The organism is Streptomyces sp. CoH27, from assembly GCF_020181035.1.
Lineage (GTDB): Bacteria > Actinomycetota > Actinomycetes > Streptomycetales > Streptomycetaceae > Streptomyces > Streptomyces camelliae.
The window spans coordinates 35,409-60,639 of the sequence record NZ_JAIQYY010000008.1; the positions used below are offsets into that span (position 1 = coordinate 35,409).

The following is a 25,231-nucleotide window of genomic DNA, read 5'->3' on the forward strand; positions in this document are numbered from 1 at the left end:
CGTTACTCCGCCTCGCGCAGGTCCAGGCCGATGTCCAGGATCGGCGAGGAGTGGGTGAGCGCGCCGACCGCCAGGAAGTCCACGCCGGTGTCGGCGTACACGCGCGCGTTGCCGAGCGTCAGCCGGCCGGAGGCCTCCAGCAGCGCCCGGCCGCCGACGATGGCGACGGCCTCCGCGCACTCGCCGGGCGTGAAGTTGTCCAGCAGGATCAGGTCGGCGCCCGCCTCGACGACCTCGCGCAGCTGGTGCAGGGTGTCGACCTCGACCTCGATCGGTACCTCCGGGAAGGTCTCCCGTACGGCCTTGAAGGCCTGCGCGACGCCGCCGGCGGCGACCACGTGGTTGTCCTTGACCAGGGCCGCGTCGGACAGCGACATGCGGTGGTTGACGCCTCCGCCGCAGCGGACCGCGAACTTCTCCAGCGAGCGCAGGCCCGGCGTGGTCTTGCGGGTGTCGCGCACGCGCGTCTTGGTGCCCTCCAGCGCGTCCGCCCACGCGCGCGTGGCGGTCGCGATGCCGGACAGGCGGCACATGAGGTTCAGCGCGCTGCGCTCGGCGGTGAGCAGGTCACGCGTGCGCGTGGTGACCGACAGCAGCTTCTGCCCGGCCTCGACCCGGTCGCCGTCCTCGACGTGCCGCTCGACCTCGAACTCGTCCGTGCAGACCACGGACAGGACGGCCTCGGCGACCCTCAGGCCCGCCACGACGCCCGCCTCGCGCGCGGTGAAGTCGCCGGTGGCCACCGCCTCCTCGGGAATGGTCGCGACGGTCGTCACGTCCGCGCCGCCGTCCAGGTCCTCCTGGATGGCCACGTTGGCGATGTCCTCGACCTCGATCGGGTCGAGCCCGGCGGCGGCCAGCAGCTCGGCGAACGCGGGGTCGAGCCCGCACTCCAGGTACTCCTCGTCGCCCTCGGCGCCGCCGCAGGCACAGTCGTCGCCGCAGCCGCCGGCGGAGGCGAGGGGAAGGTCGTCGGTGCTCACGTCTGTCACTGCTCCTGAGGCGCTGGGTGTTACCGGGTAGGGGGGAAGTCTGCGGTGTCGGTCGTGTGCACGGCCAGCGACCGGTCGGGGTTCAGCCGTACGACGATGTGCCGCCGCCAGTCGGTGTCGTCGCGCTCGGCGCGGTCCTCGCGCCAGTGGCAGCCGCGTGTCTCCTCGCGCAGCCGGGCGGCGGCGACCAGGACGCGGGCGACGCACAGGAGGTTGGTGGCCTCCCAGGTGTCGACGCCGGGCTCGGCGGTCTTGCCGTGCTCCTCCAGGGCGTCGCGGGCGTCCGTGTGCAGTTTCTGGAGCTGTTCGGCGGCCCGGGCGAGGGACTCCTCGGAGCGCAGCACGCCGGCGCCCTCGGTCATGATCCGCTGGATGGCGAAGCGGGACTCGGGGGCGAGCAGCGGGTGGGCGGGAGTCTCCGGGTACGGGACCGGTGCGGGCACGCGCGCGTGCAGGCCGTTCTCCGCGCGGGCCGCGGCGATGTCGGCGGCGATGCGCTCGGCGTAGACGAGACCTTCGAGCAGGGAGTTGGAGGCGAGCCGGTTCGCGCCGTGCACGCCGGTGCAGGCGACCTCGCCGCACGCGTACAGGCCCGGCACCGTCGTACGCCCCAGCGCGTCCGTGCGCACGCCCCCGGAGGCGTAGTGGGCGGCCGGGGCGATCGGGATGGGCTCGGTGAGCGGGTCGATGCCGTTGGCGCGGCAGGCGGCCAGGATGGTCGGGAAACGGTGCTCCCACATGTCGGCGCCGAAGTGCCGGGCGTCGAGGTACATGTGCTCGGCGCCCTGCTCCAGCATCCGCCGCAGGATGCCCTTGGCGACGATGTCCCGGGGCGCCAGCTCGGCCAGCTCGTGCTGGCCCACCATGAAGCGCACGCCGTCGGCGTCGACCAGGTGGGCGCCCTCGCCGCGCACCGCCTCGGAGACGAGCGGCTGCTGCCCCTCCGCCTCCGGGCCGAGGAACAGCACGGTCGGGTGGAACTGCACGAACTCCAGATCGCTGACCTCGGCGCCCGCGCGCAGCGCCAGCGCCACACCGTCGCCGGTCGACACGGACGGGTTGGTGGTCGCGGAGAACACCTGGCCCATGCCGCCGGTCGCGAGGACCACCGCGGGGGCGTGCACGGCGCCCACGCCGTCGTGCTGGCCCTCGCCCATCACATGCAGCGTGACACCGGCCGTACGGCCCTCGGCGTCGGTCAGCAGGTCCAGCACCAGCGCGTTCTCGATCGTGCGCAGCCCACGCGCGTGTACGGCCTCGACGAGCGCCCGGGAGACCTCCGCGCCGGTGGCGTCGCCGCCCGCGTGCGCGATCCGGCGCCGGTGGTGGCCGCCCTCGCGGGTGAGGTGGATGTCGCCCTCACCGTCGGTGTCGAAGTGCGCGCCGGTGGAGATCAGCCGCCGTACCGCGTCGGGGCCCTCGGTGACGAGGATCCGGACGGCCTCCTCGTCGCACAGGCCCGCGCCGGCCACCAGGGTGTCGTCGAGGTGCTGTTCGGGGGTGTCGCCCTCGCCGAGGGCGGCCGCGATGCCGCCCTGCGCCCAGCGCGTGGAGCCGTCGTCCAGGCGGGCCTTGGTGACGACGACCGTGGTGAGCCCGGCGGCCTCGCAGCGCAGGGCCGCGGTCAGACCGGCCACGCCGGAGCCGACGACGACCACGTCCGCCGCGATGCTCCACCCGGGGGCGGGTGCGTGCAGTCGTATGCCTGTGCTGGTGCCTGTGCTGGTGCCTGTGCTGGTCACGAGGCGGCTCCGAGGGTTCCGAAGGTGAGCGGAAGGTTGTCGATCAGCCGGGTCGTGCCGACCCGGGCGGCGACGGCGAGGACGGCCTCGCCGGTGAAGTCGTCGCCGATCTCGGTGAAGTCGGCGGGGTCGACCAGGGCGAGGTAGTCCAGCCGGAGCGGCGGGACGAAGCGGGCGGCCTCGTCCAGCACCTGGCGGGCCGCCGCGCGGACCGCGGCCGGAGAGCCGGGCACCGCGGTGGCGACCGCGTGCGCGTCGGCCGCCGCGCGGGACTCCCCTATGGCGCTCAGCGCCTCCGCACGCGCGTGCGTGGAGGGCACTTCACGGGCACGCGCGCGCAGCGCCTCCTGTGCAGCGTGCCGGTCACGGCCCGCGAACAGCGCCCGGGACAGCGCGAGCGCCGTGCCGCGCTCCGCGGGCGAGAGGTAACGGTTGCGGCTGGACAGGGCGAGCCCGTCCGCCTCGCGCACGGTCGGTACGGCGACGATCTCGACGCCGAAGTTCAGGTCCCGCACCATGCGCCGGATCAGGGCCAGCTGCTGGGCGTCCTTCTGCCCGAACAGGGCCGCGTCGGGGCGGGTGAGGTGCAGCAGCTTGGCGACGACGGTGAGCATGCCGTCGAAGTGGCCGGGCCGCGAGGCGCCCTCCAGGCGTTCGCCCATGGGGCCGGCGGTGATGCGCACCTGGGGTTCGCCGCCCGGGTAGACCTCGTCCACGGAGGGTGCGAAGACGGCGTCCGCGCCGGACTGCTCCGCGAGCTTCAGGTCGGCGTCAAGGGTGCGCGGATAGCGGTCGAGGTCCTCGCCCGCGCCGAACTGCAGCGGGTTGACGAAGACGGTGACGACGACCTCGCCGTCCGGTCCGGCCAGGTCGCGCGCGGTGCGGATCAGGGTGGCGTGACCCTCGTGCAGGGCGCCCATGGTCATTACGACGGCGCGGCGGCCGCGGCGCACGCGCGCGTGCAGCTCGTCGGCGGTGCTCAGCAGGACGGTGGTCATCGGGCGTCCCCCTTGGTGCCGTTGGTGCCGTTGGATCCGTCGGCCAGCACGCCGAGCAGGTCCTCGGCGAGTTCCGGCTTCAGCAGGCCGTGGGCGAGGGCTCGGTCGGCGGTGGCACGGGCCATCGCGAGATAGCCCGCGACGGTCTGCGGGGCGTGCTTGCGCAGCTCCGTGACGTGCGCGGCGACCGTGCCGGCGTCCCCGCGCGCGACGGGCCCGGTGAGCGCCAGGTCGCCGGAGCGCAGCGCGTTGTCCAGGGCGGCGCCGAGCAGCGGGCCGAGCATCCGGTCGGGCGCCTCGACGCCGGCCGTGCGCAGCAGCTCCATGGACTGGGCGACGAGGGTCACCAGGTGGTTGGCGCCGAGCGCGAGGGCCGCGTGGTAGAGCGGGCGGTTCTCTTCGCTGATCCACTCCGGTTCGCCGCCCATCTCGATGACCAGGGCCTCGGCGGCCAGCCGCAGCTCCTCGGGCGCGGTGACGCCGAAGGAACAGCCGGCCAGGCGCTGGACGTCCACCGGGGTGCCGGTGAACGTCATCGCCGGGTGCAGCGCCAGCGGCAGCGCGCCCGCGCGCGTGGCGGGGGCGAGGACCTGGGCGCCGTACCGGCCGGAGGTGTGCACGAGCAGCTGGCCGGGCCGTACGGCACCGGTCTCGGCGAGGCCGGCGACCAGGCCGGGCAGGGCGTCGTCGGGGACGGTGAGCAGCACCAGGTCGGCGCGCTGGAGCACCTCGGCGGGCGGTACCAGCGGCACGTCCGGGAGCATGGTCTCGGCACGCCTGCGGGAGGCGTCGGAGACACCGGAGACGGCCACCGGACGGTGCCCGGCGAGCTGGAGGGACGCGGCCAGCGCGGGGCCCACGCGGCCGGCGCCGACGACGCCGACGGTGAGCCGCGCGGGGCGGTCCTTGAGATCTGGCTGGTGGACTGTACTCACGCGACGGCGGCCTTCCCGTTCCAGTCCGCTCTGGGTACCGGACGATGTACCGGACGATTTCTCGTCATATTAACGCTATCCGGTTCGGGGGCGGCCGGTCGTCCACAGGCTGTGGGTTACGCCACGCCCGCGGACCGGGCCACCGCGCGGAAACCCCGGTGCATCGCGCGCGTGCGGCGCGGCATGATCCCCGGCATGACGGACACGGCTGAGCAGGACAACGGACCTGACAGGCACCAGGACGACGAACGTTCCCCCCAGGAGCGGCTGCGGGACCGCCGCATGGCGGCGCAGCGGCAGGCGCGGCGCACGCTGTCCCGCGCGGGCTGGGGCGGCACCCTCCGCGAACGCCTGACGGATCTCATGGCAGCGGCACCCGAGGTGTACGACCTGGATGAGCAGTCGGACATCTACGGCAACCGGATCGTGGCCGCCCTGGAGGAGCGGGTCGCGGGGCTGCTCGGCACGGAGGCCGCCGCGTTCTTCCCGACCGGCACGATGGCCCAGCAGGTGGCCCTGCGCTGCTGGGCGGCCCGCACCGGCGACCCGGCCGTGGCCCTGCACGCCCTGTCCCACCCCGAGGTGCACGAGCGGCATGCCTTCAGCCAGGTCAGCGGCCTGCGCCCGGTCCGCGTGACGGACGAGCCACGGCAGCCCACGGCCGCCGAGATACGCGACCTCGCCGAGCCCTTCGGGGCGCTGATGCTGGAGCTGCCCCTGCGGGACGCCGGTTTCGTGCTGCCCACCTGGGAGGAGCTGACCGAGGTCGTGGAGGCCGCGCGGGAGCGCGACGCGGTGGTGCACTTCGACGGCGCGCGCCTGTGGGAGTGCACGGAGCACTTCGGGCGCCCGCTGGAGGAGATCGCGGGCCTGGCCGACAGCGTCTACGTGTCGTTCTACAAGTCCCTCGCCGGTTTCGGCGGCGCGGCGCTCGCCGGCCCCAGGAGCCTGATCGAGGAGGCGAAGACCTGGCGGCACCGGTACGGCGGGATGATCTTCCAGCAGTTCCCGACCGCGCTGTCCGCCCTCGTCGGACTGGAGCGGGAGCTGCCCCGGCTGCCCGAGTACGTGCGGCACGCGCGCGTGGTGGCCGCCGCACTGCGCGAGGGGTTCGCCGAAGCCGGGCTGCCGTGGGCCCGCGTCCACCCCGGGGTGCCGCACACTCACGAGTTCCAGGTCTGGCTGCCGTACGAGCCCGAGGTGGTCGCCGAGGCAGCCGTACGCCAGGGCGAGGAGACCTCGGTGATGCTCTTCGCGAACCCCTGGGACGGCCGGGGGCCCGGCCTGGCGGTCACGGAGGTCACCGTCCGTGCCAGGGGACTGGAGTGGACGGCGGACGACGTCCGCGCGGCCGTACGGGACTTCACGGACCGCCTGCCGGACAAGGCCTGACTACAGGGCTCGCGGGCGCAGCCAGCGGCGCAGGGCGTACCGCACGCGCCCGCGTGCCGGGCGCTCGGCGATGACCGCGCTGAAGCGCCGGTACTCGCGCAGTTCGCGCGCCACCGTCAGGTCGTGCCGGCCGGGCGCGGGTGGCTCGGGTTCGCCGAGCACGCGCGCACGGTGGCTGTCGAGGAGGTACTGCTGGGTGATGCTCATGGCGGATCGCCTTTTCGGGACGTGACTGATCTGTGGCTGATCGGGCTCCGCGGCTGCCCCGGTGCCTTCAGCCTGGTCGAGCCCGGTGCCGAAGTCCCGTGGATTGACGGCTGCCGTCAATCCACGGGGGCACTGTCAGTGGGCCGGTGCACGATGGACGCATGAGCGTGACGATCGACATCACCGGACTGCCGCCCGAGCGGGTCTCGGTCGTGCCTTCCCCGCTGGCCGAGCTGGGGATGGCGCTGCACGCGCTCAGCGAGCCCGGTCACCACCCCGACCTCCAGGGCTGGGTGACCGCCGTCTCGTCCCGGCTGGACCCCCGGCTGGCCGACCGCCTGTGCGAGGCCGACTTCCTGTGGCGTACGACGTTCTCGGACGTCTTCGCCCCCTTCGCCGGCATCCCCGGCCGGCGCACGCTGCCCGGCGCCACCCTCGCCGAAGAGCTCGATCTGCTGGACAAGTTGACGGACGAACAGTTCGTGAACGTCGCGCTGGAGTTCACCTGCCAGCTGCGCTACGACGTCCAGGAGCCGTCCCTGCTGGACGACCCGGAGCTGCGCCGCCGCTCCCTGGAGCTGGCCGCCGCACGCGGGGCCGTACAGGAGCAGTTCGCGCGCCGCCTGCTGGATGATCCGCCGGTCGTCCGTGCCTGGTTCCGGCAGCTGATGCTCGACTGCGACGAGGCCTTCTTCGCCGACACCTGGGCCCGCATCCAGCCCCAGCTCGCCGCCGACGCCCGGCACAAGACCGAACTGCTGCGCCGCAAGGGCCTCGGCGTGGCCCTCGCGTCCCTCTCCGAGGCCATCTCGCTGGACGAGGAGGCCACGCTCGTCACGGTCGACAAGCTCGCGGTCGGCCGCACCGCCACCGGCGACGGCGGCCTGGTCCTGGTGCCGACCAGCCTCGGCTGGCCGCACGTCCTGGTCCTGCACCGGTTCGGCTGGCAGCCCTCGATCACCTACCCCGCGAGCGGCACCCGCCCACAGGCCCCGTCCGTCGAACAGCTCACGCGCCGCCTGGAGGCGCTGGCCCACCCGGTGCGGCTGCGGCTGTGCCGGCACCTCGCGCGCGCTCCGCACACCACGGGCGAACTGGCTGACGCCCACGGCATGTCGGCCCCCGAGATCTCCCGCCACCTCGCGGTGCTGAAGAAGGCAGGCCTGATCACCGACTGCCGCCACGGCCGGTACGTCCAGCACCAGCTGGACCTCTCCGCGGTGGCCCGGCTGGGCAGCGACTTCATCGAGGGCGTCCTGCGCTGACGCCGTCCGGCGGCACCGACGGGCGCCGGGCATGCCGACTTGCCGGAGACCTTGACGGGCGCCGGGCATGCAGACCGACGGGGCAGCGGGTCGGACCAGCCGCCTCGACGCAGGCCGGTGGGCGCCGGACGCGCATCCCGGCCGGCGGCTGCCGGGCCCGCATGGCCCGCGTCAGCCCCGACCCGTCGGCCCGCACCGGCCGGATCTGCCGGGCCCGCGTCCACAGGATCCGCCGTACCCACACGGCCAGCCCCGCCGGATCGCCGTACCCACACAGCCCGCCCCCGCCGGATCGCCGTACCCACACAGTGTGAGTCCGGCAGACCTGTACGGCCGTTTCAGCGGGGCCCAGTACGGCCGCGTCTCAGCTGTGGCCGCCGGCGCGGACCAGCCCCGTCTCGTACGCCAGCACCACCACCTGCACCCGGTCGCGCAGGCCGAGTTTGGTCAGGATGCGGCCCACATGGGTCTTCACCGTGGCCTCGCTCAGCACCAGCCGGGCCGCGATCTCCCCGTTGGACAGGCCCTGCGCGACGAGCACCATCACCTCCCGCTCCCGGTCGGTGAGCCGTTCCAGCTCCTTGTGCTGCGGCTCCTTGCCGGTGGAGGGCAGCATCGGCGCGAAGCGGTCCAGCAGCCGCCGGGTGGTGGAGGGCGCCACGACGGCGTCACCACTGTGCACGGACCGGATCGCGGCCAGCAGCTCGCCGGGCGGCACGTCCTTGAGCATGAACCCGGAGGCGCCCGCCTTCAGCCCGGAGAAGGCGTACTCGTCCAGGTCGAACGTGGTCAGGATCAGCACCTTCGGCGCGTCAGGCTCCGCGCAGATCCGCCGGGTGGCCTCGACCCCGTCCAGCTTCGGCATGCGGACGTCCATCAGGACGACGTCGACCGGAGTCGTGCGCAGCACCTGCAGGGCCTCGACACCGTCGCCCGCCTCCGCGACGACCTCCATGTCCGGCTGGGCGGCGAGCACCATCCGGAACCCGGTGCGCAGCAGCACCTGGTCGTCGACGAGCATCACGCGGATCGTCATCGGGCCTCTTTCGTTGGGGACGGGCATGACTTACAGGTGTCAATCGGGGGCGCGTGAACGTGTCAGTGCGCCGGTTTGAGCGGGAGCAAGGCGCTGATGCGGAATCCTCCGCCCGGGCGCGGGCCCGCGTCCAGGGTGCCGCCGACCATGCCGACCCGCTCACGCATGCCGATCAGCCCGTGCCCCTGGCCGTCGGCGCCGCCCTCCTCGTACAGCTCGTGCGGGGCGCCCTTGCCGTCGTCCTCGACCAGCAGGCCGAGCCCGTCGTCGAAGTAGACCAGCCGCACGCTCGCGCCCGCGTTGGGCCCGCCGTGCTTGCGTGTGTTGGTGAGCGCCTCCTGCACGATCCGGTACGCGGTCAGCTCCACGCCGCTGGGCAGCGGGCGCGGGGTGCCCTCGACCTTGAAGTCGACCGGGAGCCCCGAGCTGCGGCACTGCTCGATCAGCTCGTCGATCTGCTCGACGTCGGGCTGCGGGACGTATTCACCGCCCTCCTGGTGCTCCCCGGTGCGCAGCACACCCAGCAGGCGGCGCATCTCGGCGAGGGCCTGCCGGCCGGTGGAGGAGATCGTCTCCAGAGCCTTCTTCGCCTGGTCGGGCGCGGCGTCGAGGACGTAGGCGGCGCCGTCGGCCTGCACCACCATCACCGACACGTTGTGCGCGACGACGTCGTGCAGCTCGCGCGCGATACGGGCGCGCTCGGCGGCGACCGCGACCTTCGCCTGCGCCTCGCGCTCCTTCTCCAGGCGGGCCGCGCGCTCCTCCAGCTGGGCGAAGTAGGCACGTCGGGTGCGCATGGAGTCACCGAGCACCCAGGCGAGAGCGAAGGGCACTGTCTGGAAGACCGTGATGGCGGCCTGCCCGAGGATGCCGGCGTGCTCGGCCGGCCAGCGGATCTGCGCGAGGGTCGCCGCGACGAGGCTGACGCAGAGCGCGAGCCGGGAGGCCCAGCGGGCGCCGAGCGCCGCGACCGTGTACGCGATCACCAGCATCGCGAAGTCCGCGACGGTCGTCTCGATGTCCAGGGCCAGCTGGGCCAGCCCGGTCGCGCACGCGACCAGCAGCATCGGCTCCGGGTAGCGGCGGCGCAGCGCGACGACGACGCACAGGACGACGGACACGGCCATCCCTGTGGCGATCGTCCCGTGGTGCCCAGGCGTCCCGCTGAGATTGACCACGCTCACGCCGGACAGCCCGAACAGGACGACGGCCCAGAAGGTGTCGACCCAGATCGGGTGGCGGCGGAGGAAGTCATAGAGGCGCTGCACGTAACCCAGAGTAGGGAAACCGGATGCGTGCAGGGGTCAACCGGAGGGCCGATCCACGCCCGGTGGGCGTACTCCGCAAGGTGGAGGAAGTGATCATCTGTGCGCCTAGTCTGTTCCGGTGACGGATGAAACGGCGCGGGACGCGGAACCGGCCTCCGGGGACCCTGCGGGCGACGGTCCCGGCGGCGGCCCGCAGGACGGGCACGGCCGGCGCGGCCGGCACGGCCGGCGCGGCTGGCGTGCGGCGGCCGAGGCTGCGCTGTACGGGCCCGGCGGCTTCTACCGGCGTCCGGAGGGCCCGGCCGGCCATTTCCGTACGTCCGTGCACGCCTCCCCGCTGTTCGCGCGGGCCGTGGCCCGGCTGCTGTGCCGGGTGGACGAGGCCCTGGGGCGGCCCGCCGTGCTGGACTTCGTCGACATGGGAGCGGGCCGGGGCGAACTGGTCACCGGGGTGCTCGACGCCCTGCCGGCCGACGTGGCCGCACGCGCGCGCGGGTACGCCGTCGAACTCGCCGACCGCCCGCCCGGCCTGGACGCCCGCATCACCTGGCTCACCGAACCCCCGGCCGCCGTCACCGGGCTGCTCTTCGCCAACGAGTGGCTGGACAACGTGCCCGTGGACGTCGCCGAGGTCGACTCCGCGGGCGTGCCCCGGCTGGTGCTCGTCGCGCAGGACGGCACCGAGCGGCTCGGGGAGGCCGTGACGGGCGCCGAGGCGGACTGGCTCGCCCGCTGGTGGCCCCTGCCCGCCGAGGAGGGGCTGCGCGCGGAGATCGGACTGCCCCGAGACCTGGCGTGGGCGTCGGTGGTGGACCGGGTGGTGCGCGGGCTCGCGGTGGCCGTGGACTACGCGCACACCACCGCCACGCGGCCCCCGTTCGGCACGCTCACGGGCTTCCGGGAGGGCCGCGAGACGGCACCCGTGCCGGACGGCTCCTGCGACATCACGGCCCACGTCGCCCTGGACGCGTGCGCGGCGGCACCGGGCGCCACGCGCCCCGCTCGTGGCACAGCACGCACGCTCCCGAACACGGCGCCCACGCCCCGCGGCACAGCGCCGGAGCCCCCCACCACAGCGCGTGCACTGCCCCCTGCGGGCCTGCTCGCGCAGCGCGCTGCTCTGCACGCCCTGGGCATCACCGGCGCACGCCCCCCGCTCGCGCTGGCCTCCACGGACCCCTCCGCCTACGTGCGCGCCCTCGCGAACGCCGGAGAGGCCGCTGAGCTCACCGCGTCCGGCGGGCTCGGCGACTTCGGCTGGCTGGTGCAGCCGGTCGGCATCCCGGACCCGCTCACCTGAGCCGACCGGTATCCCGGGGTCGGCCTACTTGTCGATGTCGCCGACCACGAAGAACATCGACCCCAGGATCGCCACCATGTCCGCCACCAGCGTCCCCGGCAGCAGCTCGGTCAGCGCCTGGATGTTGTTGTAGGAGGCCGAGCGCAGCTTCAGCCGGTACGGCGTCTTCTCGCCCTTGCTGACCAGGTAGTAGCCGTTGATGCCGAGGGGATTCTCGGTCCACGCGTACGTGTGCCCCTCGGGCGCCTTCAGCACCTTGGGCAGGCGCTGGTTGATCGGCCCCGGCGGCAGCTCGGCGAGCCGGTCCAGACAGGCGTCGGCGAGGTCGAGCGCGTTGTGGGTCTGCTCCAGGAGCACCTCGAAGCGGGCGAGGCAGTCGCCCTCGCTGCGGGTGGCGACCTTCAGGGTGTCCTGGAGATCGCCGTACGCCAGATACGGCTCGTCGCGGCGCAGGTCGAAGTCGACGCCCGAGGCACGCGCGATGGGGCCGCTCACGCCGTAGGCGTGCACCGTCTCCGGCGCCAGCTCACCGACTCCGCGCGTGCGCCCCCGGAAGATCTCGTTGCCGAGTACCAGGTCGTCGAAGACGTCCATGCGCGAGCGCACGGCGGCGACGGCGGCACGCGCGCGTGCGGTCCAGCCGGCCGGCAGGTCCTCCTTGAGGCCGCCGACCCGGTTGAACATGTAGTGCATGCGCCCGCCGGAGACCTCCTCCATCACGTTCTGCAGCACCTCGCGCTCGCGGAACGCGTAGAACACCGGAGTGATGCCGCCCAGCTCCAGCGGATAGGAGCCGAGGAACATCAGGTGGTTCAGCACCCGGTTCAGCTCGGCGAGCAGCGTGCGCGTCCACACCGCCCGCTCGGGCACCTCCATGCCGAGCATCCGCTCCACGGCGAGGACCACGCCCAGCTCGTTCGAGAACGCCGACAGCCAGTCGTGGCGGTTGGCGAGCACGATGATCTGCCGGTAGTCGCGCGCCTCGAAGAGCTTCTCGGCGCCCCGGTGCATATAGCCGATCACCGGCTCCGCGCGCACGATGCGCTCCCCGTCCAGCACCAGCTTGAGCCGCAGCACACCGTGCGTGGACGGGTGCTGGGGGCCGATGTTGAGCACCATGTCGGTGCTCTCCGCGGCGCCGCCGATCCCGACCGTGGTCCGGGTCGTAGGAGTCATGGCCCCAGTTTCCCCTACGTACGCTGGGCTCATGGAAACGGGGAGCCCGCCCGAGGCGGGGATGGCGGGGATACCGGGGGACGAGCCGGTGTGGCGGGCGCTGCCGCCGGGCCTGCTGCGGATGCGCCGGCTGCTGCTCGTGATGTGGACGGCGGCCCTCGCGCTCGCCGCGGGCCTGCTGCCCGGACTGCTCGCGGGACCCGCGTGGGCGGCCTTCGCGCTGCTGCCCGTGGTGTGCGCCGCGTGGTGCTGGCGGCTGCTGGGGCGCAACTGGCGCTCGTGGCGGTACGCCGAGCGCGCGGACGACCTGCTGATCAGCCGTGGTGTCCTGTGGCGCGAGGAGACGGTCGTGCCGTACGGGCGGATGCAGCTCGTGGAGGTCACCTCCGGCCCGGTGGAGCGGCGCTTCGGGCTGGCCACCGTGCAGCTGCACACGGCGGCCGCCAAGACCGACGCGACCATTCCCGGCCTGGACCCGGCCGAGGCGGAACGGCTGCGGGACCGGCTCACCGAGCTGGGCGAGGCACGATCGGCGGGCCTGTGACGACCGCGGACCCCGGCGACGGCACAGCCGCCTCGGACGCCACGGACGCGCGCGGCGCCGGAGAAGGCGCACACGGGGCCGAGGGGCGCGCACCCGTGACCGAGCGCCGGCTGCACCCGGTCACGCCCTTCCGGCGGGCGTGGGCGCCGGTCGCCGTACTGGTCGGCTGGGCGGCGCACGACCCGAACAGCGCGCAGGTGCAGCTGGCGAAGCTGACCGACACCATGCTCCTGCTGGGGCTCGCGGTCCTGGTGCCGGCGGCCGGCCTGTACGGCTTCCTGTCCTGGTGGTTCACGCACTTCGCGATCACTGAGTCCGAACTGCGCATCCGCACCGGCCTGTTGTTCCGGCGCACCGCGCACATCCGGCTGGAGCGCGTCCAGGCCGTGGACGTCTCGCGCCCCCTCCTCGCACGCGTGGCCGGCGTCGCGAAGCTGCGGATCGACGTCGTCGGCGCCGACAAAAAGGACGAACTGGCCTTCCTCGGCGAGCAGGAGGCACGCGCCCTGCGTGCGGAGCTGCTCGCGCGCGCGGCGGGTTTCGCACCCGAGAGGGCGCGTGAAATAGGCGAGGCGCCGGCGCACGAGCTGCTGCGCGTGCCCCCGCGAGCACTCGCGCTCTCCCTGATACTGACGGCCGCCACCTGGGGCTCGCTCTGCGCCGCGCTCGTCGTACCGACCGTGCTGTGGCTCACCACGCACAATCTGGTGACGGTCCTCGCGACCGCGCTGCCGCTGCTCGGCGGGGCCGGCGCGAGCGGCGCGCGGCGGTTCGTCGCCGAGTTCGACTGGAAGGTGGGCGAGTCCCCGGACGGACTGCGCATCGACCATGGCCTGCTCGACCGTACGCACGAGACGGTGCCGCCCGGCCGGGTGCAGGCCGTACGGATCGTGGAGCCGCTGCTGTGGCGGCGGCTCGGCTGGGTGCGGGTGGAGCTGGACGTGGCCGGGTCCGCCGACTCGGTGCTGATACCGGTCGCCCCGCGCGCGGTCGCCGAGTCGGTCATCGCGCGCGTGCTGCCGGGTGTGACGGTGCCCCGGACCATGTCGCGGGCGCCGGGGCGGGCCCGCTGGTGCGTGCCGGTGTGGTGGCGCGGCCACCGCCTCGCGGTCACCGACACGGTCTTCGTCACCCGGCACGGTCTGCTGCGCCGCCGGCTCTCGCTGGTCCCGCACGCCAAGGTGCAGAGCGTACGGCTGCACCAGGGGCCCTGGCAGCGGCTGTGGCGGCTCGCCGACGTCCACGTGGACAACGGCGCCGGAAAGACCGTGACGGCCCGGCAGCGGGACGCCGAGGAAGCCGTACGGATTCTGCACGAGCAGGCCGACAGGTCCCGTACCGGACGCCGGGACGCCCGCCCGGACCGCTGGATGACATGAGGCCCGGTTCCCCTCGGGGAAGCCGGGCCCGGACCTCGTACGACCGCGTCCTCAGGAAGCCGCGCTGCGCAGCCCCTGGACGTCGATCTGCTCGGTCTCGTCGTGTGCCGTCAGGTCGATGATCTGGCCGACCCCCTGCGACCGTGCGTCGGCGTCCTTGAACTCGCCCTCGGTCTCGGCCTTGTGCACGGCGAGGGCCTCCTGGCCGACGACATCGGCGAGGTCCTCGTTCTGCACGGAGTCCAGCGCCGCCCTGGGCTCGGCCTTCTGGGTGCCGAAGAAGTCGAAGCCGCCCTGGACCAGCGGGCGTCGCGCGGGCGCGGCGGGTACGACGGCCACCGCGGTCGGCACCGTGAAGTGCCCGGCGGGCGGCCGGCCCACCGGCTTGGCGGGCTCGGCCGACGCGGTCACGACGGCCGGCGACCCCGCCACGCGCGCGTACCCGTCGGCCGCGGTGGAGCGCTCCCGCGCCTCGTCCTCACCGGCACCGTCCGTCACGCTGTCCGCGGCGCCCTCCGCGGCCCCGTCTCCGGCGTGTTCCCCGGCGTCTTCTCCTTTGGCGGCGGAATCGGCCTCGTCCACGACGGCCGTAGGAGCATCGGCATCGGCCGCGACGGCGACGTCCGCGACGGAGTTCTCCGCCCCGGTCTCGCCCTCCTCGGTCTCCTCGGTCTTCTCGACCTCTTCGGACTCCTCGACGGCCTCGGCCTCCGCTGCCACGGCCTCGACAGCCGCCTCACCACCCGGCGCCACGGAAGCGGACTCGGTCACCGAAGCGGACTCGGCCTCGGTCTCGGACTGAGCCGGGGTCTCCCGCTCGAACCGGGCCAGGGCGGTCAGAGCGCTCCGGTACAGCTGGGCGCCCTCGGGCGAGAACACCGCGTACGCCTGCGGCTCGTCCCCGTCGGGCGCCTCGATCGCGCCCTTCGCCTCGGCCGGCGTCGGCGCCGACTCCGGCTCGGCGCTGCGCGCGGGCGGCAGCGCGGGCGCAGACGAGGGCACGGCCGCCTCGATCTCCAGCAGCCGGCGTCCCTCCAGGGCGCTGGCGCGCTCGGTCTCCGCCGTGGCGTAGCGGCGCAGCAGGGCGGCGTGCTCGTTGCGCAGGCCCGCCAGCTCGGCGCGCTTGGCGCGCAGCCGCTGCTCCAGCTTCGCGCGCAGCTCGCGGGACTCCTCCAGGTCGGTCTCCAGCTCGGCGACCCGCTCCTCGTTGCGCCATTCGTCGCTGGCACGCGCGCGCGTGAGCTCGGCGACCTGCTTGCCCGCCTGCGCGTCCCAGCGGCGCATCACGACCGCGCCGACGACAGCCGTCGCCGCGGCGGCCGCTGCCAGCGCGCGCAACACCGTGGCCTCGAAGAACACCCAGGGACCCAGCGCGCAGACGACGGAGACACCGGCGATCGCCGACGAAGGCAACAGCCGGTGCAGAGGTGGGGAATGGCGGTGGCGTCCACGTGGCATGGCCAGAAACTTACCGCGCGTAGGCGAATCGCGGACCCCTGCCCCGTAAAAACACGGCCACACGGCGGGCTTCACGGGGCGTCAGGCCGAGGGGCCTCAGTTCGAGACCAGCTTCGTACTCATCCACTGCAGCGCGCTCGGGATCTCCCGCTTCCAGGTGTTGAAGTTGTGCCCGCCGCTCGGAAGGATGATCGAAGAGATCCTGGTCACGTTCGAGTTCTGTACGGCCTGGATGAACTTGAGCGTGTCCTTGTAGTTGTGCTCACCGACCTTGCTGCTCGTGACCAGCAGCGAGGTCTCGGGCGCCGGCAGGTGCTGGATGGCCCAGAAGAGGTTGGCGGAATTCTGCAGGTTCTTGTTGCCGTGGAAGAGGTCCCCCGTGGTGGGGTCGATCGGCGCCTTGTAGTACGGCGACAGGCCGACGGCGGCCGCGTACGCCTTCGGGTTGTGCATGGCGATCTTCAGCGCGCAGTAGCCACCGGTCGAGTCGCCCATGATCCCCCAGCTCGCGGGCGTCTTGTCCACCCGGTACTGAGCCGTGATCGAGTCGCGCAGATCCTTGGCGAAGAACGACTCGGCCTGCGGACCGCCGGGGATGTCCACGCACTCGGTGTCCCGCGGCGGCGCCACGGTCGGCCGCAGCATCACCAGGATCATCGGCTGCATCTTGCCGCTCTTGGCCAGCTGCTGCGCCGTGCTCGGGTAGTTCAGCTTGTTCACCAGCGCCTCTGCGGTGCCGGGGTAACCCGTGAGGATGACCGAGACCGGGAACCTGCGCGCGTGGTTCTGCGGCTGGAAGTACTCCGGGGGCAGATACACGTACGCCGGGGAGTTCAGGTGCGTCGTACGGCCGATGATGTCGACCTTCTGCACCTGCCCGGCCACCGTCGGCAGCGAGCTGCTCACGCCCACGACCCGGGACGTGGAGACCACCTGGATCGGGCCGGTCCTGCCGCCACCCGCTATATGGTCGACGACCACGCCCTGGCCTGTCTCCTGGCCGAACAGGTCCGCCCAGCTGGCGTAGAACCCGAAGGCCTGGTTGGCGGCGAGACCGACCGAGGCGAAGATCGCCAGCTGCGTGGTCAGCAGCAGACCGATCCGTCCGCCGATCGACCGCCAGCTCTGCCGGGCCAGCCGCGGCCACAGCCATACCGTGCCGGCGAACAGCACGACGGCGAACACGATCGCCAGCATCAGCACTTTGTTGCTCGTCAGACCCATGGACTGCTACCTGCCTGCGCTCTCCGCCCGGTTGCCACCCGCACTTATTGCGAGACCTTGCCCGGGGCTTTCCTTGGCCTTTGACCCGACTTTTCGGTGAGGAGTGAACCTCTCCCCCCGAGACACCGTCCTAGAGGGCGCAATGTCGCCGGATGCCCGATCGGGCCCGGGTTCAAGGTCTCTCGCAGAACTACGGGATGCGATGTCTGTCAGGATAGATGGGGAATTGTCGGGCGAGGTTCCGGGTGGTAAGAGCCGGGCGCGGCGCATACTGCGCGGCCCGCGCCCCGAGGCCGTTCCCACCCTGGTCAGCAGGGCGGCCGCGCTCGTGGGCGTCCTGGACATTGCGGCGGGTGTGTTCCCGCGCTTCCGTCACAGCCGAATGCACGCGATCGCCGAGGTGCTGCCGGGCTCGTTCGGGCCCTTCGCCGCGGCGCTCTCGCTGAGCGCCGGTGTGCTGTTGCTGCTGCTCGCGCACGGGCTCGGGCGGCGCAAGCGCCGGGCCTGGCGGGCCGCGGTCGCGCTGCTGCCGGCGGGTGCCGTGGCGCAGTTCGCGTACCGCCACTCGATCGCCGGCGTGCTGATCGCCGTCGCGCTGCTCGTACCGCTGCTGCGGCACCGGAGCGAGTTCGCGGCACTGCCGGACCCGCGCAGCCGGTGGCGTGCTCTTACCAACTTCGTACTCATGAGCGCCGGTTCCCTGATCCTCGGTCTCGTGATCGTCAGCGTCCATCCGCACCGGACGATCGGCGACCCGAGCCTGGCCGACCGGCTGACGCACGTCGTCTACGGCCTGTTCGGCTTCGAGGGCCCGGTCGACTACTCGGGCAACGCCTCCTGGACCGTCGCCTTCTCCCTCGGCGCGCTCGGCTGGATCACCGCCGCCACCACGATCTACCTGGCGTTCCGTCCCGAGCACCCCGCCGCGCGGCTCACCGAGGACGACGAGGCGAAACTGCGCGCACTGCTGGAGAAGCACGGGCACCGGGACTCCCTCGGCCACTTCGCGCTGCGCCGCGACAAGGCGGTCGTCTTCTCGCCCAGCGGCAAGGCGGCGGTCACCTACCGCGTCGTCTCCGGTGTGATGCTCGCCAGCGGCGACCCCATCGGCGACGTCGAGGCCTGGCCCGGCGCCATCGAGCGCTTCATGGACGAGGCCAAGGCCCACTCCTGGACCCCGGCCGTCATGGGCTGCTCGGAGACGGGCGGCGAGGTGTGGACCCGCGAGACCGGCCTTGACGCCCTGGAGCTGGGCGACGAGGCGGTGGTGGACGTCGCGGATTTCTCGCTCGCCGGACGCGCGATGCGCAACGTCCGACAAATGGTCAAGCGCATCGAGCGAGCCGGCTACGAAACCCGGGTGCGGCGCATCCGTGACCTCAGCGACGGGGAACTGGACCGCATCCGGCGGGCGGCCGACGACTGGCGCGGCACCGACACCGAGCGCGGCTTCTCCATGGCGCTCGGCCGCGTCGGCGACGCCGCCGACGGCGACTGCCTGATCGCCACCGCCCACAAGCAGGACGACGAGCCCGGTGAGTACGGCGACCTGAAGGCGATCCTGCACTTCGTGCCCTGGGGCACGGACGGCGTCTCGCTGGACCTGATGCGCCGCGACCGCTCCGCCGACCCGGGCATGAACGAGCTGCTGATCGTCGCCGCCCTCCAGGCCGCGCCGAAGTTCGGCATCACCCGGATCTCGCTGAACTTCGCGATGTTCCGCTCCGCCCTCGCGCGCGGGGAGAAGATCGGCGCCGGTCCGGTGCTGCGCGCCTGGCGCGGGCTGCTGGTGTTCCTCTCGCGCTGGTTCCAGATCGAGTCGCTGTACAAGTTCAACGCCAAGTTCCAGCCGCGCTGGGAGCCCCGCTTCGTGGTCTACCGCCACTCCGCCGACCTGCCCCGCATCGGCTTCGCCGCCATGCAGGCGGAGGGCTTTGTCACCCTCGCCCTGCCGCTTCCGCGCTTCCTGCGCCGGCGCAGGGCGGCCGCCGAGCGCCCCTGCGCGCACACGGTCGTGGAACGGGACATGCGCGCGGCCTGAACGACACGGAACGGAACGGAACGGAACGGCACGGAACGGGTCGCGCGGCGCGGCCCAGGACAGGCCCGGACGGAAGCCCCACCCCTCCAGCACGGGTGCTTCCGGCCGGGCCGCCGCGCGTTCACGGCCCGCTCCTGGGCCTACGCTGAACGTATGAACAACCACAGCGGGCGCGGCCAGGTGGCAGGGCTTCCGGCATGGGACCGGTGCGCGGTCATGGGCGTCGTGAATGTGACCCCCGATTCCTTCTCCGACGGCGGCCGCTGGTTCGACACGACGGCCGCCGTCAAACACGGCCTGGATCTCGTCTCCGAGGGCGCGGACCTGGTCGACGTCGGCGGTGAGTCCACCCGGCCGGGCGCCACGCGCGTGGACGAGGCGGAGGAGCTCCGGCGGGTCATCCCGGTGGTCCGCGGCCTCGCCTCCGAGGGCGTGGCCGTCTCCGTGGACACCATGCGCGCCTCCGTCGCCGAGCAGTCCCTCGCGGCCGGTGCCGCCCTGGTCAACGACGTCAGCGGCGGCCTGGCCGACCCCGCGATGATCCCGGTGGTCGCCGCCGCGGGCGCCCCCTTCGTCGTCATGCACTGGCGCGGCTTCCTGGAGGGCGGCAACGTCAAGGGCGTCTACGACGACGTCGTCGCCGAAGTCGTGGACGAGCTGCACACGCGCGTGGAGGCTGTTCTGGCGGGTGGCGTAGCCCCTGACCGCATCGTCGTCGACCCCGGCCTCGGCTTCTCCAAGGAGGCCGAACACGACCTCGTCCTCCTCGCCCACCTCGACCGGCTTCGCGCCCTCGGCCACCCCCTGCTCGTGGCCGCCTCCCGCAAGCGGTTCCTCGGCCGCGTCCTGGCCGGCCCGGAGGGGGCTCCCCCGCCGGCCCGGGAGCGCGACGCCGCCACGGCCGCCGTCTCCGCCCTCGCCGCGCACTCCGGCGCATGGGCCGTACGCGTACATGAGGTACGCGCCACCGCGGACGCCGTCCGCGTCGCCCGCGCCGTGGAGGAGGCGCGCATGGCGGGCACAGCGCCGGGCGCGGCAAGCGAGCGCGGGGCGGAAGGCGAGCGGTGAGCGCCCCCCACACCGATGTCGAGCAGGTGGAGGCCGCCAACACCGCCTTCTACGAGGCGATGGAACGCGGTGACTTCGAGGAGCTGTCCTCGCTCTGGCTGAGCCCCGGCGACCTGGGCGTGGACGAGGAGTACCACGACCCTGCGGACACCGGCGTGATCTCCTGCGTGCACCCCGGCTGGCCGGTGCTGACCGGCCGCGGCGAGGTCCTCAGGTCGTACGCCCTGATCATGGCCAATACCGACTACATCCAGTTCTTCCTCACGGACGTGCACGTCTCCGTGACCGGCGACACCGCGCTCGTGACGTGCACCGAGAACATCCTCAGCGGCGGCCCCGCCCCGGAGGACGGCGCAGAGCTCGGACCGCTGGTCGGCCAGCTCGTCGTCGCCACGAACGTGTTCCGGCGCACGCCCTCCGGCTGGAAGATCTGGGCGCACCACGCCTCCCCCGTGATGGCGGAGAGCGACGAGACCGAGGACACCGCGGACGACGAGCCCGACACGAACGGCACGAATCCGGACGGCGGGCCCCTGTCCTGACCGGGCAGCGGGCACAGAAGTGGTTGGAATCACCTACCTCCGGGTATGAGCGGCTTCCAGCCCATGGCGCGGCCGGGTTTCCCAGGGGAAACACGAGATGAACCCTCGTGGTCCCCGTGCGGGTCCGCCGCTCCGCGACCCAGCTGTGTCAGTGGCCGCAGGTAGATTCGTCTTCAGGCCGGTGTGCCGCCCGCACGCGGTACGGGCCGGCCCTTCCCGACGATTGCAGGAGTGATTCGCGTGGATCGTGTCGCGCTGCGCGGCCTCAAGGCCCGCGGGCACCACGGTGTGTTCCCCAAGGAGCGCGAGGAGGGCCAGACCTTCATCGTGGACCTCGTCCTCGGGCTGGACACCCGGCCGGCCGCGGCGGACGACGACCTGACGAAGACCGTGCACTACGGCATCGTGGCCGAGGAGGTCGTGGCCGTGGTCGAGGGCGAGCCGGTGAACCTCATCGAGACGCTCGCCGAGCGGATCGCGCAGACCTGCCTGAAGCACGAAGGGGTCCAGCAGGTCGAGGTGTGCGTCCACAAGCCGGACGCGCCGATCACCGTCCCCTTCGACGACGTGACCGTCACCATCACCCGGAGCCGAGTATGACCCGACCTTTCCTTCAGGGTCACAGCGACCCGACCGTCCAGCCGGTGCCCGCCTCCGTCGTCGAGCAGGTCGACGCCGCCGACACCACCCTGCAGAACCCGAAGTGGGCCGTCATCTCCATCGGCTCCAACCTCGGCAACCGCCTGGAGACCCTCCAGGGCGCCGTCGACGCGCTGGAGGACACCCCGGGAGTACGCGTCAAAGCGGTCTCCCCGGTCTACGAGACCGAGCCGTGGGGCGTCGAGCCCGGCAGCCAGCCGTCGTACTTCAACGCGGTCGTGGTCCTGAAGACCACCCTGCCCCCCGCGTCCCTGCTGGAGCGGGCGCACGCCGTCGAGGAGGCCTTCAATCGGGTCCGCGACGAGCGCTGGGGCCCGCGCACGCTGGACGTCGACATCGTCGCCTACGCCGACGTCACCTCCGACGACCCGCAGCTCACCCTGCCCCACCCGCGCGCCCACGAACGCGCCTTCGTGCTCGCGCCCTGGCACGACGTGGACCCGCAGGCCCAGCTGCCCGGCCGCGGCAAGGTGGCCGATCTGCTCTCGGCGGTCACGCGTGAGGGCGTGGCGCCGCGAGCGGACCTGGAACTCCGACTGCCCGAATAGTCGTTAAGGTCAAGGTGACGAGTCGTTAGGGTCAAGACGACAAGGTCGACACGACCCAGTCCGGGCCGGTCCGGGGGAGCTGAAGGGACACCGTGAGAGAGCTGCGCATCAGGGTGCTGGCCGGCGTGTTCGTCGTGGCCGGAGTCCTGTCCTGGGCGGGCGCCCGCCTCTGGAACTCGATCGGGACCCTCCCCAGCGTCCCCCTGGCCGCCCCCATCGTGCTGGCCCTGATCGCCGGAGTCCTGCTCGCGACGGCGCTCTCGCTGCGCGCCCGGCTGAAGGCCCAGCGCGAGCGCCGCCCCGGCGCCAAGGGGGTCGATCCGCTGATGGCCGCCCGCGCGGTCGTCTTCGGCCAGGCCAGCGCCCTGGTCGCGGCCCTCGTCGCCGGCATGTACGGCGGCACGGGCGCCTTCCTGCTGGAGCTGCTGGACCTCCCGCCCCGCCGCGACCAGGCCATCTACGCCGGCTTCTCGGTCCTGGCGGGCATCGCGGTGATAGCGGCGGCCCTGTTCCTGGAGCGCGTGTGCAAGCTCCCGGAGGACGAGGACCAGAACCACCCGGGGGCGGAACCGGCGGCGTGACCGTCGGTCCCCTCGCACCTCGGCTCAGCGGGCCATGATCAGGCTCATGGCCTCGTTCCGGGTGGCGACGTCCCGCAACTGACCGCGGACGGCCGACGTTATGGTCTTCGCCCCCGGCTTGCGGATACCGCGCATGGACATGCACATGTGCTCGCACTCCACGACCACGATCACGCCCCGGGGCTCCAGGATCTCCATGAGGGAGTCCGCGATCTGTGTGGTGAGACGTTCTTGCACCTGCGGGCGGCGCGCGTAGACGTCCACGAGCCGGGCCAGCTTCGACAGTCCCGTGATCTTTCCGGACGTCGACGGGATGTAGCCGACGTGGGCCACCCCCCGGAACGGCACCAGGTGGTGCTCACAGGTCGAGTACACCTCGATGTCCTTCACGAGCACCATCTCGTCGTGCCCGATGTCGAACGTCGTCGTCAGGACGTCCTCCGGCTGCTGCCACAGGCCCGCGAAGATCTCCTTGTACGCCCGCGCCACCCGGGCCGGGGTCTCGCGCAGACCCTCGCGGTCCGGGTCCTCGCCGACCGCGATCAGCAGTTCGCGCACGGCGTTCTCGGCACGCTTCTCGTCGAACTCGCCGATGGTGCCCTCACCGTCCAGCGTCACGGGGTCGGTCATGTGGTTCCTCGTTCCTGTGCCTTGACGCGTGGCGGCGGCCACACGTCTTCCTGCGGACATGCGAACGCCGCGCCCACCAGGCTAAAACCTGGTGGGCGCGGCGTTCATTCCGGCCCCTTTGGCCGAAAAGCGGTCAGTGCTCGGGGCGGTCCTCCGGGGTCTGCTCCGTCACCGGGGCGGACTCGGCGGCCGTGGACTTGACCGTGCTGATCGCGGCCGTCGCGCCGTTCGCACCGTTGGTCAGTGCCAGCTCCTTCGGGGAGAGCACCGGCGGGCGGGTGGACGGGGTGCGGCGCGAGGAACCGGTCCACGCGGGCCGCGGCGGGCGCTTGACGATCGGGGCGAAGATCTCGGCGATCTCCTCCTTGCCCAGGGTCTCCTTCTCCAGCAGGTGGAGAACGAGCTGGTCGAGCACGTCGCGGTTCTCGACCAGGATCTCCCAGGCCTCGTTGTGCGCGGTCTCGATGAGCTTCTTGACCTCTTCGTCGACCAGCGCGGCGACCTCTTCCGAGTAGTCGCGCTGGTGCGCCATCTCACGGCCGAGGAACGGCTCGCTGTTGTCGCCGCCGAACTTGATCGCGCCGAGCCGCTCGGTCATGCCGTACTGCGTGACCATCGCGCGGGCCAGGTTGGTGGCCTTCTCGATGTCGTTGGCGGCACCGGTGGTCGGGTCGTGGAAGACCAGTTCCTCGGCCGCGCGGCCGCCCAGCATGTAGGCGAGCTGGTCGAGCATCTCGTTGCGCGTGGTCGAGTACTTGTCCTCGTCCGGCAGGACCATCGTGTAGCCGAGGGCGCGGCCGCGGGACAGGATCGTGATCTTGTGGACCGGGTCGGAGTTCGGCGAGGCCGCCGCGACCAGGGCGTGACCGCCCTCGTGGTACGCGGTGATCTTCTTCTCCTTGTCCGACATGATCCGGGTCCGCTTCTGCGGGCCCGCGACCACGCGGTCGATCGCCTCGTCCAGCGCCTTGTTGTCGATCAGCTTCTGGTCGCCACGGGCGGTGAGCAGCGCGGCCTCGTTCAGCACGTTCGCGAGGTCGGCACCGGTCATGCCCGGGGTGCGGCGGGCGACGGCGGCCAGGTCGACGTCGGGCGCGACCGGCTTGCCCTTCTGGTGAACCTTGAGGATCTCCATACGGCCCTGCAGGTCCGGCGGGTCGACCGCGATCTGCCGGTCGAAGCGGCCGGGGCGCAGCAGCGCCGGGTCGAGGATGTCGGGCCGGTTGGTGGCGGCGATCAGGATGACGCCGCCCTTGACGTCGAAGCCGTCCATCTCGACGAGCAGCTGGTTCAGGGTCTGCTCGCGCTCGTCGTGACCACCGCCGAGGCCGGCGCCCCGGTGGCGGCCGACCGCGTCGATCTCGTCGACGAACACGATCGCCGGGGCGTTCGCCTTGGCCTGCTCGAACAGGTCACGGACCCGGGAGGCACCGACACCGACGAACATCTCGACGAAGTCGGAACCGGAGATCGAGTAGAACGGCACCCCCGCCTCGCCGGCGACGGCGCGCGCGAGCAGCGTCTTGCCGGTACCCGGGCGGCCGTAGAGCAGCACGCCCTTGGGGATCTTGGCGCCGACGGCCTGGAACTTGGCCGGTTCCTGCAGGAACTCCTTGATCTCGTGGAGCTCCTCGACGGCCTCGTCACAGCCGGCGACGTCGGCGAACGTCGTCTTCGGGGTGTCCTTGGTGATGAGCTTGGCCTTGGACTTCCCGAAGTTCATGACCCGGGAGCCGCCGCCCTGCATCTGGTTCATCAGGAACAGGAAGACGACCACGATCAGGACGAAGGGCAGCAGGGACAGCAGGACGCCGACGAACGGGTTCTGCTTGGACGGCGACACCGTGTAGCCGTCCGGGATCTGCTTGCTCTCGTACTTGGTCTGAAGTTTGGTGGCGAGCTGGGTGCCCTGCTGGTCGCCGATGTAGCTCGCCTGGATCTTCGAGCTGCCGTCGACCTTCTGGCCGTCCTTGAGAGTGACCTTGACGGTCTGCTCGTCGCCTGTGGTCAGCTTGGCCGACTGGACCCTGTTGTCATTGATCGCCGCAATGACCTGGCCGGTGTCCACCGTCTTGTAGCCGCCGGACGAGCCGACGACCTGCATCAACACGACCACGGCAAGGACGGCCAGCACGATCCACATGACCGGCCCACGGAAGTATCGCTTCACGTCCATCCATACGGAGCGGTGCCGCCCCGTCCCTCCTGCCATAGTGAGTTTGATAAGACAGTTCATCTGACGGTA

The 25,231-nt window shown here is 72.4% G+C and carries 23 protein-coding genes; 11 read left to right on the forward strand and 12 right to left on the reverse strand.

Annotated elements, in window-relative coordinates; translation table 11 throughout:
* Positions 1 to 2: 2 nt before the first annotated feature.
* Genes nadC through LE548_RS14315 form a run of 4 tightly spaced genes read right to left on the reverse strand, consistent with a single transcriptional unit; the run spans position 3 to position 4,667 of the window.
* A complete protein-coding gene (gene nadC, locus LE548_RS14300) occupies positions 3 to 983 on the reverse strand; it encodes a carboxylating nicotinate-nucleotide diphosphorylase (RefSeq protein WP_225097199.1) in 981 nt (326 codons plus the stop codon).
* 29 nt (positions 984 to 1,012) lie between these two features.
* Positions 1,013 to 2,734, reverse strand: coding sequence for an L-aspartate oxidase (locus tag LE548_RS14305; protein WP_225097200.1), 1,722 nt, complete (start codon positions 2,732 to 2,734; stop codon positions 1,013 to 1,015).
* Complete coding sequence (gene panC, locus LE548_RS14310; protein ID WP_225097201.1) at positions 2,731 to 3,732, reverse strand: pantoate--beta-alanine ligase; 1,002 nt, start codon at positions 3,730 to 3,732, stop codon at positions 2,731 to 2,733. Before panC ends, LE548_RS14305 begins: the two co-directional genes overlap by 4 nt.
* Positions 3,729 to 4,667 (reverse strand): Rossmann-like and DUF2520 domain-containing protein, encoded by a 939-nt coding sequence (locus LE548_RS14315; protein ID WP_225097202.1) that lies wholly within the window; start codon positions 4,665 to 4,667, stop codon positions 3,729 to 3,731. The genes panC and LE548_RS14315 overlap by 4 nt, the downstream gene beginning before the upstream one ends.
* A gap of 195 nt (positions 4,668 to 4,862) precedes the next feature.
* On the opposite strand from LE548_RS14315, the gene LE548_RS14320 reads away from it, so the two are divergent.
* Positions 4,863 to 6,059, forward strand: a complete 1,197-nt coding sequence (locus LE548_RS14320) for a low specificity L-threonine aldolase (RefSeq protein ID WP_225097203.1) — start codon at positions 4,863 to 4,865, stop codon at positions 6,057 to 6,059.
* Here the strand turns inward: LE548_RS14320 and LE548_RS14325 are convergent, their stop codons facing one another.
* The gene (locus LE548_RS14325; protein ID WP_225097204.1) at positions 6,060 to 6,266 is read right to left on the reverse strand and encodes a hypothetical protein; all 207 of its coding nucleotides are present in this window, start codon (positions 6,264 to 6,266) and stop codon (positions 6,060 to 6,062) included.
* A gap of 161 nt (positions 6,267 to 6,427) precedes the next feature.
* Between LE548_RS14325 and LE548_RS14330 the strand changes: the two genes are divergently transcribed.
* Positions 6,428 to 7,531 (forward strand): DUF5937 family protein, encoded by a 1,104-nt coding sequence (locus LE548_RS14330; RefSeq protein ID WP_225097205.1) that lies wholly within the window; start codon positions 6,428 to 6,430, stop codon positions 7,529 to 7,531.
* A gap of 364 nt (positions 7,532 to 7,895) precedes the next feature.
* Here the strand turns inward: LE548_RS14330 and LE548_RS14335 are convergent, their stop codons facing one another.
* Together LE548_RS14335 and LE548_RS14340 are read right to left on the reverse strand one after the other, a co-directional pair.
* Positions 7,896 to 8,567, reverse strand: a complete 672-nt coding sequence (locus tag LE548_RS14335) for a response regulator transcription factor (protein ID WP_225097206.1) — start codon at positions 8,565 to 8,567, stop codon at positions 7,896 to 7,898.
* A gap of 62 nt (positions 8,568 to 8,629) precedes the next feature.
* Positions 8,630 to 9,835 carry a sensor histidine kinase gene (locus tag LE548_RS14340; protein WP_225097207.1) on the reverse strand — a complete coding sequence of 402 codons (1,206 nt, stop codon included), beginning with the start codon at positions 9,833 to 9,835 and terminating at the stop codon, positions 8,630 to 8,632.
* Between the two features lie 118 nt (positions 9,836 to 9,953).
* Here LE548_RS14340 and LE548_RS14345 point away from each other — a divergent pair, with 118 nt between their 5' ends.
* Positions 9,954 to 11,135 carry an SAM-dependent methyltransferase gene (locus LE548_RS14345; RefSeq protein WP_374116091.1) on the forward strand — a complete coding sequence of 394 codons (1,182 nt, stop codon included), beginning with the start codon at positions 9,954 to 9,956 and terminating at the stop codon, positions 11,133 to 11,135.
* Between the two features lie 24 nt (positions 11,136 to 11,159).
* On the opposite strand, the gene LE548_RS14350 is transcribed toward LE548_RS14345, so the two are convergent.
* Entirely contained in the window at positions 11,160 to 12,311 is a 1,152-nt protein-coding gene (locus LE548_RS14350; RefSeq protein WP_225097208.1) for an NADH-quinone oxidoreductase subunit D, read from the reverse strand.
* Positions 12,312 to 12,342: 31 nt separating this feature from the next.
* Here LE548_RS14350 and LE548_RS14355 point away from each other — a divergent pair, with 31 nt between their 5' ends.
* Together LE548_RS14355 and LE548_RS14360 are read left to right on the forward strand one after the other, a co-directional pair.
* The gene (locus tag LE548_RS14355; protein ID WP_225097209.1) at positions 12,343 to 12,855 is read left to right on the forward strand and encodes a PH domain-containing protein; all 513 of its coding nucleotides are present in this window, start codon (positions 12,343 to 12,345) and stop codon (positions 12,853 to 12,855) included.
* The gene (locus LE548_RS14360) at positions 12,852 to 14,234 is read left to right on the forward strand and encodes a PH domain-containing protein (protein ID WP_374116092.1); all 1,383 of its coding nucleotides are present in this window, start codon (positions 12,852 to 12,854) and stop codon (positions 14,232 to 14,234) included. Before LE548_RS14355 ends, LE548_RS14360 begins: the two co-directional genes overlap by 4 nt.
* Before the next feature lie 51 nt (positions 14,235 to 14,285).
* Here LE548_RS14360 and LE548_RS14365 read toward each other — a convergent pair whose 3' ends face one another.
* Positions 14,286 to 15,692, reverse strand: coding sequence for a hypothetical protein (locus LE548_RS14365; RefSeq protein ID WP_225097210.1), 1,407 nt, complete (start codon positions 15,690 to 15,692; stop codon positions 14,286 to 14,288).
* 96 nt (positions 15,693 to 15,788) lie between these two features.
* Positions 15,789 to 16,916, reverse strand: a complete 1,128-nt coding sequence (locus tag LE548_RS14370; protein WP_225097211.1) for an esterase family protein — start codon at positions 16,914 to 16,916, stop codon at positions 15,789 to 15,791.
* Between the two features lie 202 nt (positions 16,917 to 17,118).
* On the opposite strand from LE548_RS14370, the gene LE548_RS14375 reads away from it, so the two are divergent.
* From LE548_RS14375 to LE548_RS14400, 6 genes are all read left to right on the forward strand, one after another.
* A complete protein-coding gene (locus LE548_RS14375) occupies positions 17,119 to 18,957 on the forward strand; it encodes a phosphatidylglycerol lysyltransferase domain-containing protein (protein WP_374116093.1) in 1,839 nt (612 codons plus the stop codon).
* Between the two features lie 153 nt (positions 18,958 to 19,110).
* Positions 19,111 to 20,025, forward strand: a complete 915-nt coding sequence (gene folP, locus LE548_RS14380) for a dihydropteroate synthase (RefSeq protein WP_225097213.1) — start codon at positions 19,111 to 19,113, stop codon at positions 20,023 to 20,025.
* Positions 20,022 to 20,567, forward strand: coding sequence for a nuclear transport factor 2 family protein (locus tag LE548_RS14385; RefSeq protein WP_225097214.1), 546 nt, complete (start codon positions 20,022 to 20,024; stop codon positions 20,565 to 20,567). Before folP ends, LE548_RS14385 begins: the two co-directional genes overlap by 4 nt.
* 240 nt (positions 20,568 to 20,807) lie before the next feature.
* The gene (gene folB / locus LE548_RS14390; protein ID WP_225097215.1) at positions 20,808 to 21,167 is read left to right on the forward strand and encodes a dihydroneopterin aldolase; all 360 of its coding nucleotides are present in this window, start codon (positions 20,808 to 20,810) and stop codon (positions 21,165 to 21,167) included.
* Positions 21,164 to 21,775: a 2-amino-4-hydroxy-6-hydroxymethyldihydropteridine diphosphokinase gene (folK, locus tag LE548_RS14395; protein ID WP_225097216.1), complete on the forward strand. Its 612-nt coding sequence runs from the start codon at positions 21,164 to 21,166 to the stop codon at positions 21,773 to 21,775. Before folB ends, folK begins: the two co-directional genes overlap by 4 nt.
* Before the next feature lie 92 nt (positions 21,776 to 21,867).
* On the forward strand, positions 21,868 to 22,356 hold the full coding sequence (locus LE548_RS14400) for a DUF3180 domain-containing protein (RefSeq protein ID WP_225097217.1): 489 nt from the start codon (positions 21,868 to 21,870) through the stop codon (positions 22,354 to 22,356).
* A 24-nt stretch (positions 22,357 to 22,380) separates the two neighbouring features.
* On the opposite strand, the gene folE is transcribed toward LE548_RS14400, so the two are convergent.
* Both folE and ftsH read right to left on the reverse strand, forming a co-directional pair.
* Positions 22,381 to 22,986: a GTP cyclohydrolase I FolE gene (folE, locus tag LE548_RS14405; protein ID WP_225097218.1), complete on the reverse strand. Its 606-nt coding sequence runs from the start codon at positions 22,984 to 22,986 to the stop codon at positions 22,381 to 22,383.
* Between the two features lie 133 nt (positions 22,987 to 23,119).
* Entirely contained in the window at positions 23,120 to 25,162 is a 2,043-nt protein-coding gene (gene ftsH / locus LE548_RS14410; RefSeq protein WP_225097219.1) for an ATP-dependent zinc metalloprotease FtsH, read from the reverse strand.
* Positions 25,163 to 25,231: the final 69 nt, after the last annotated feature.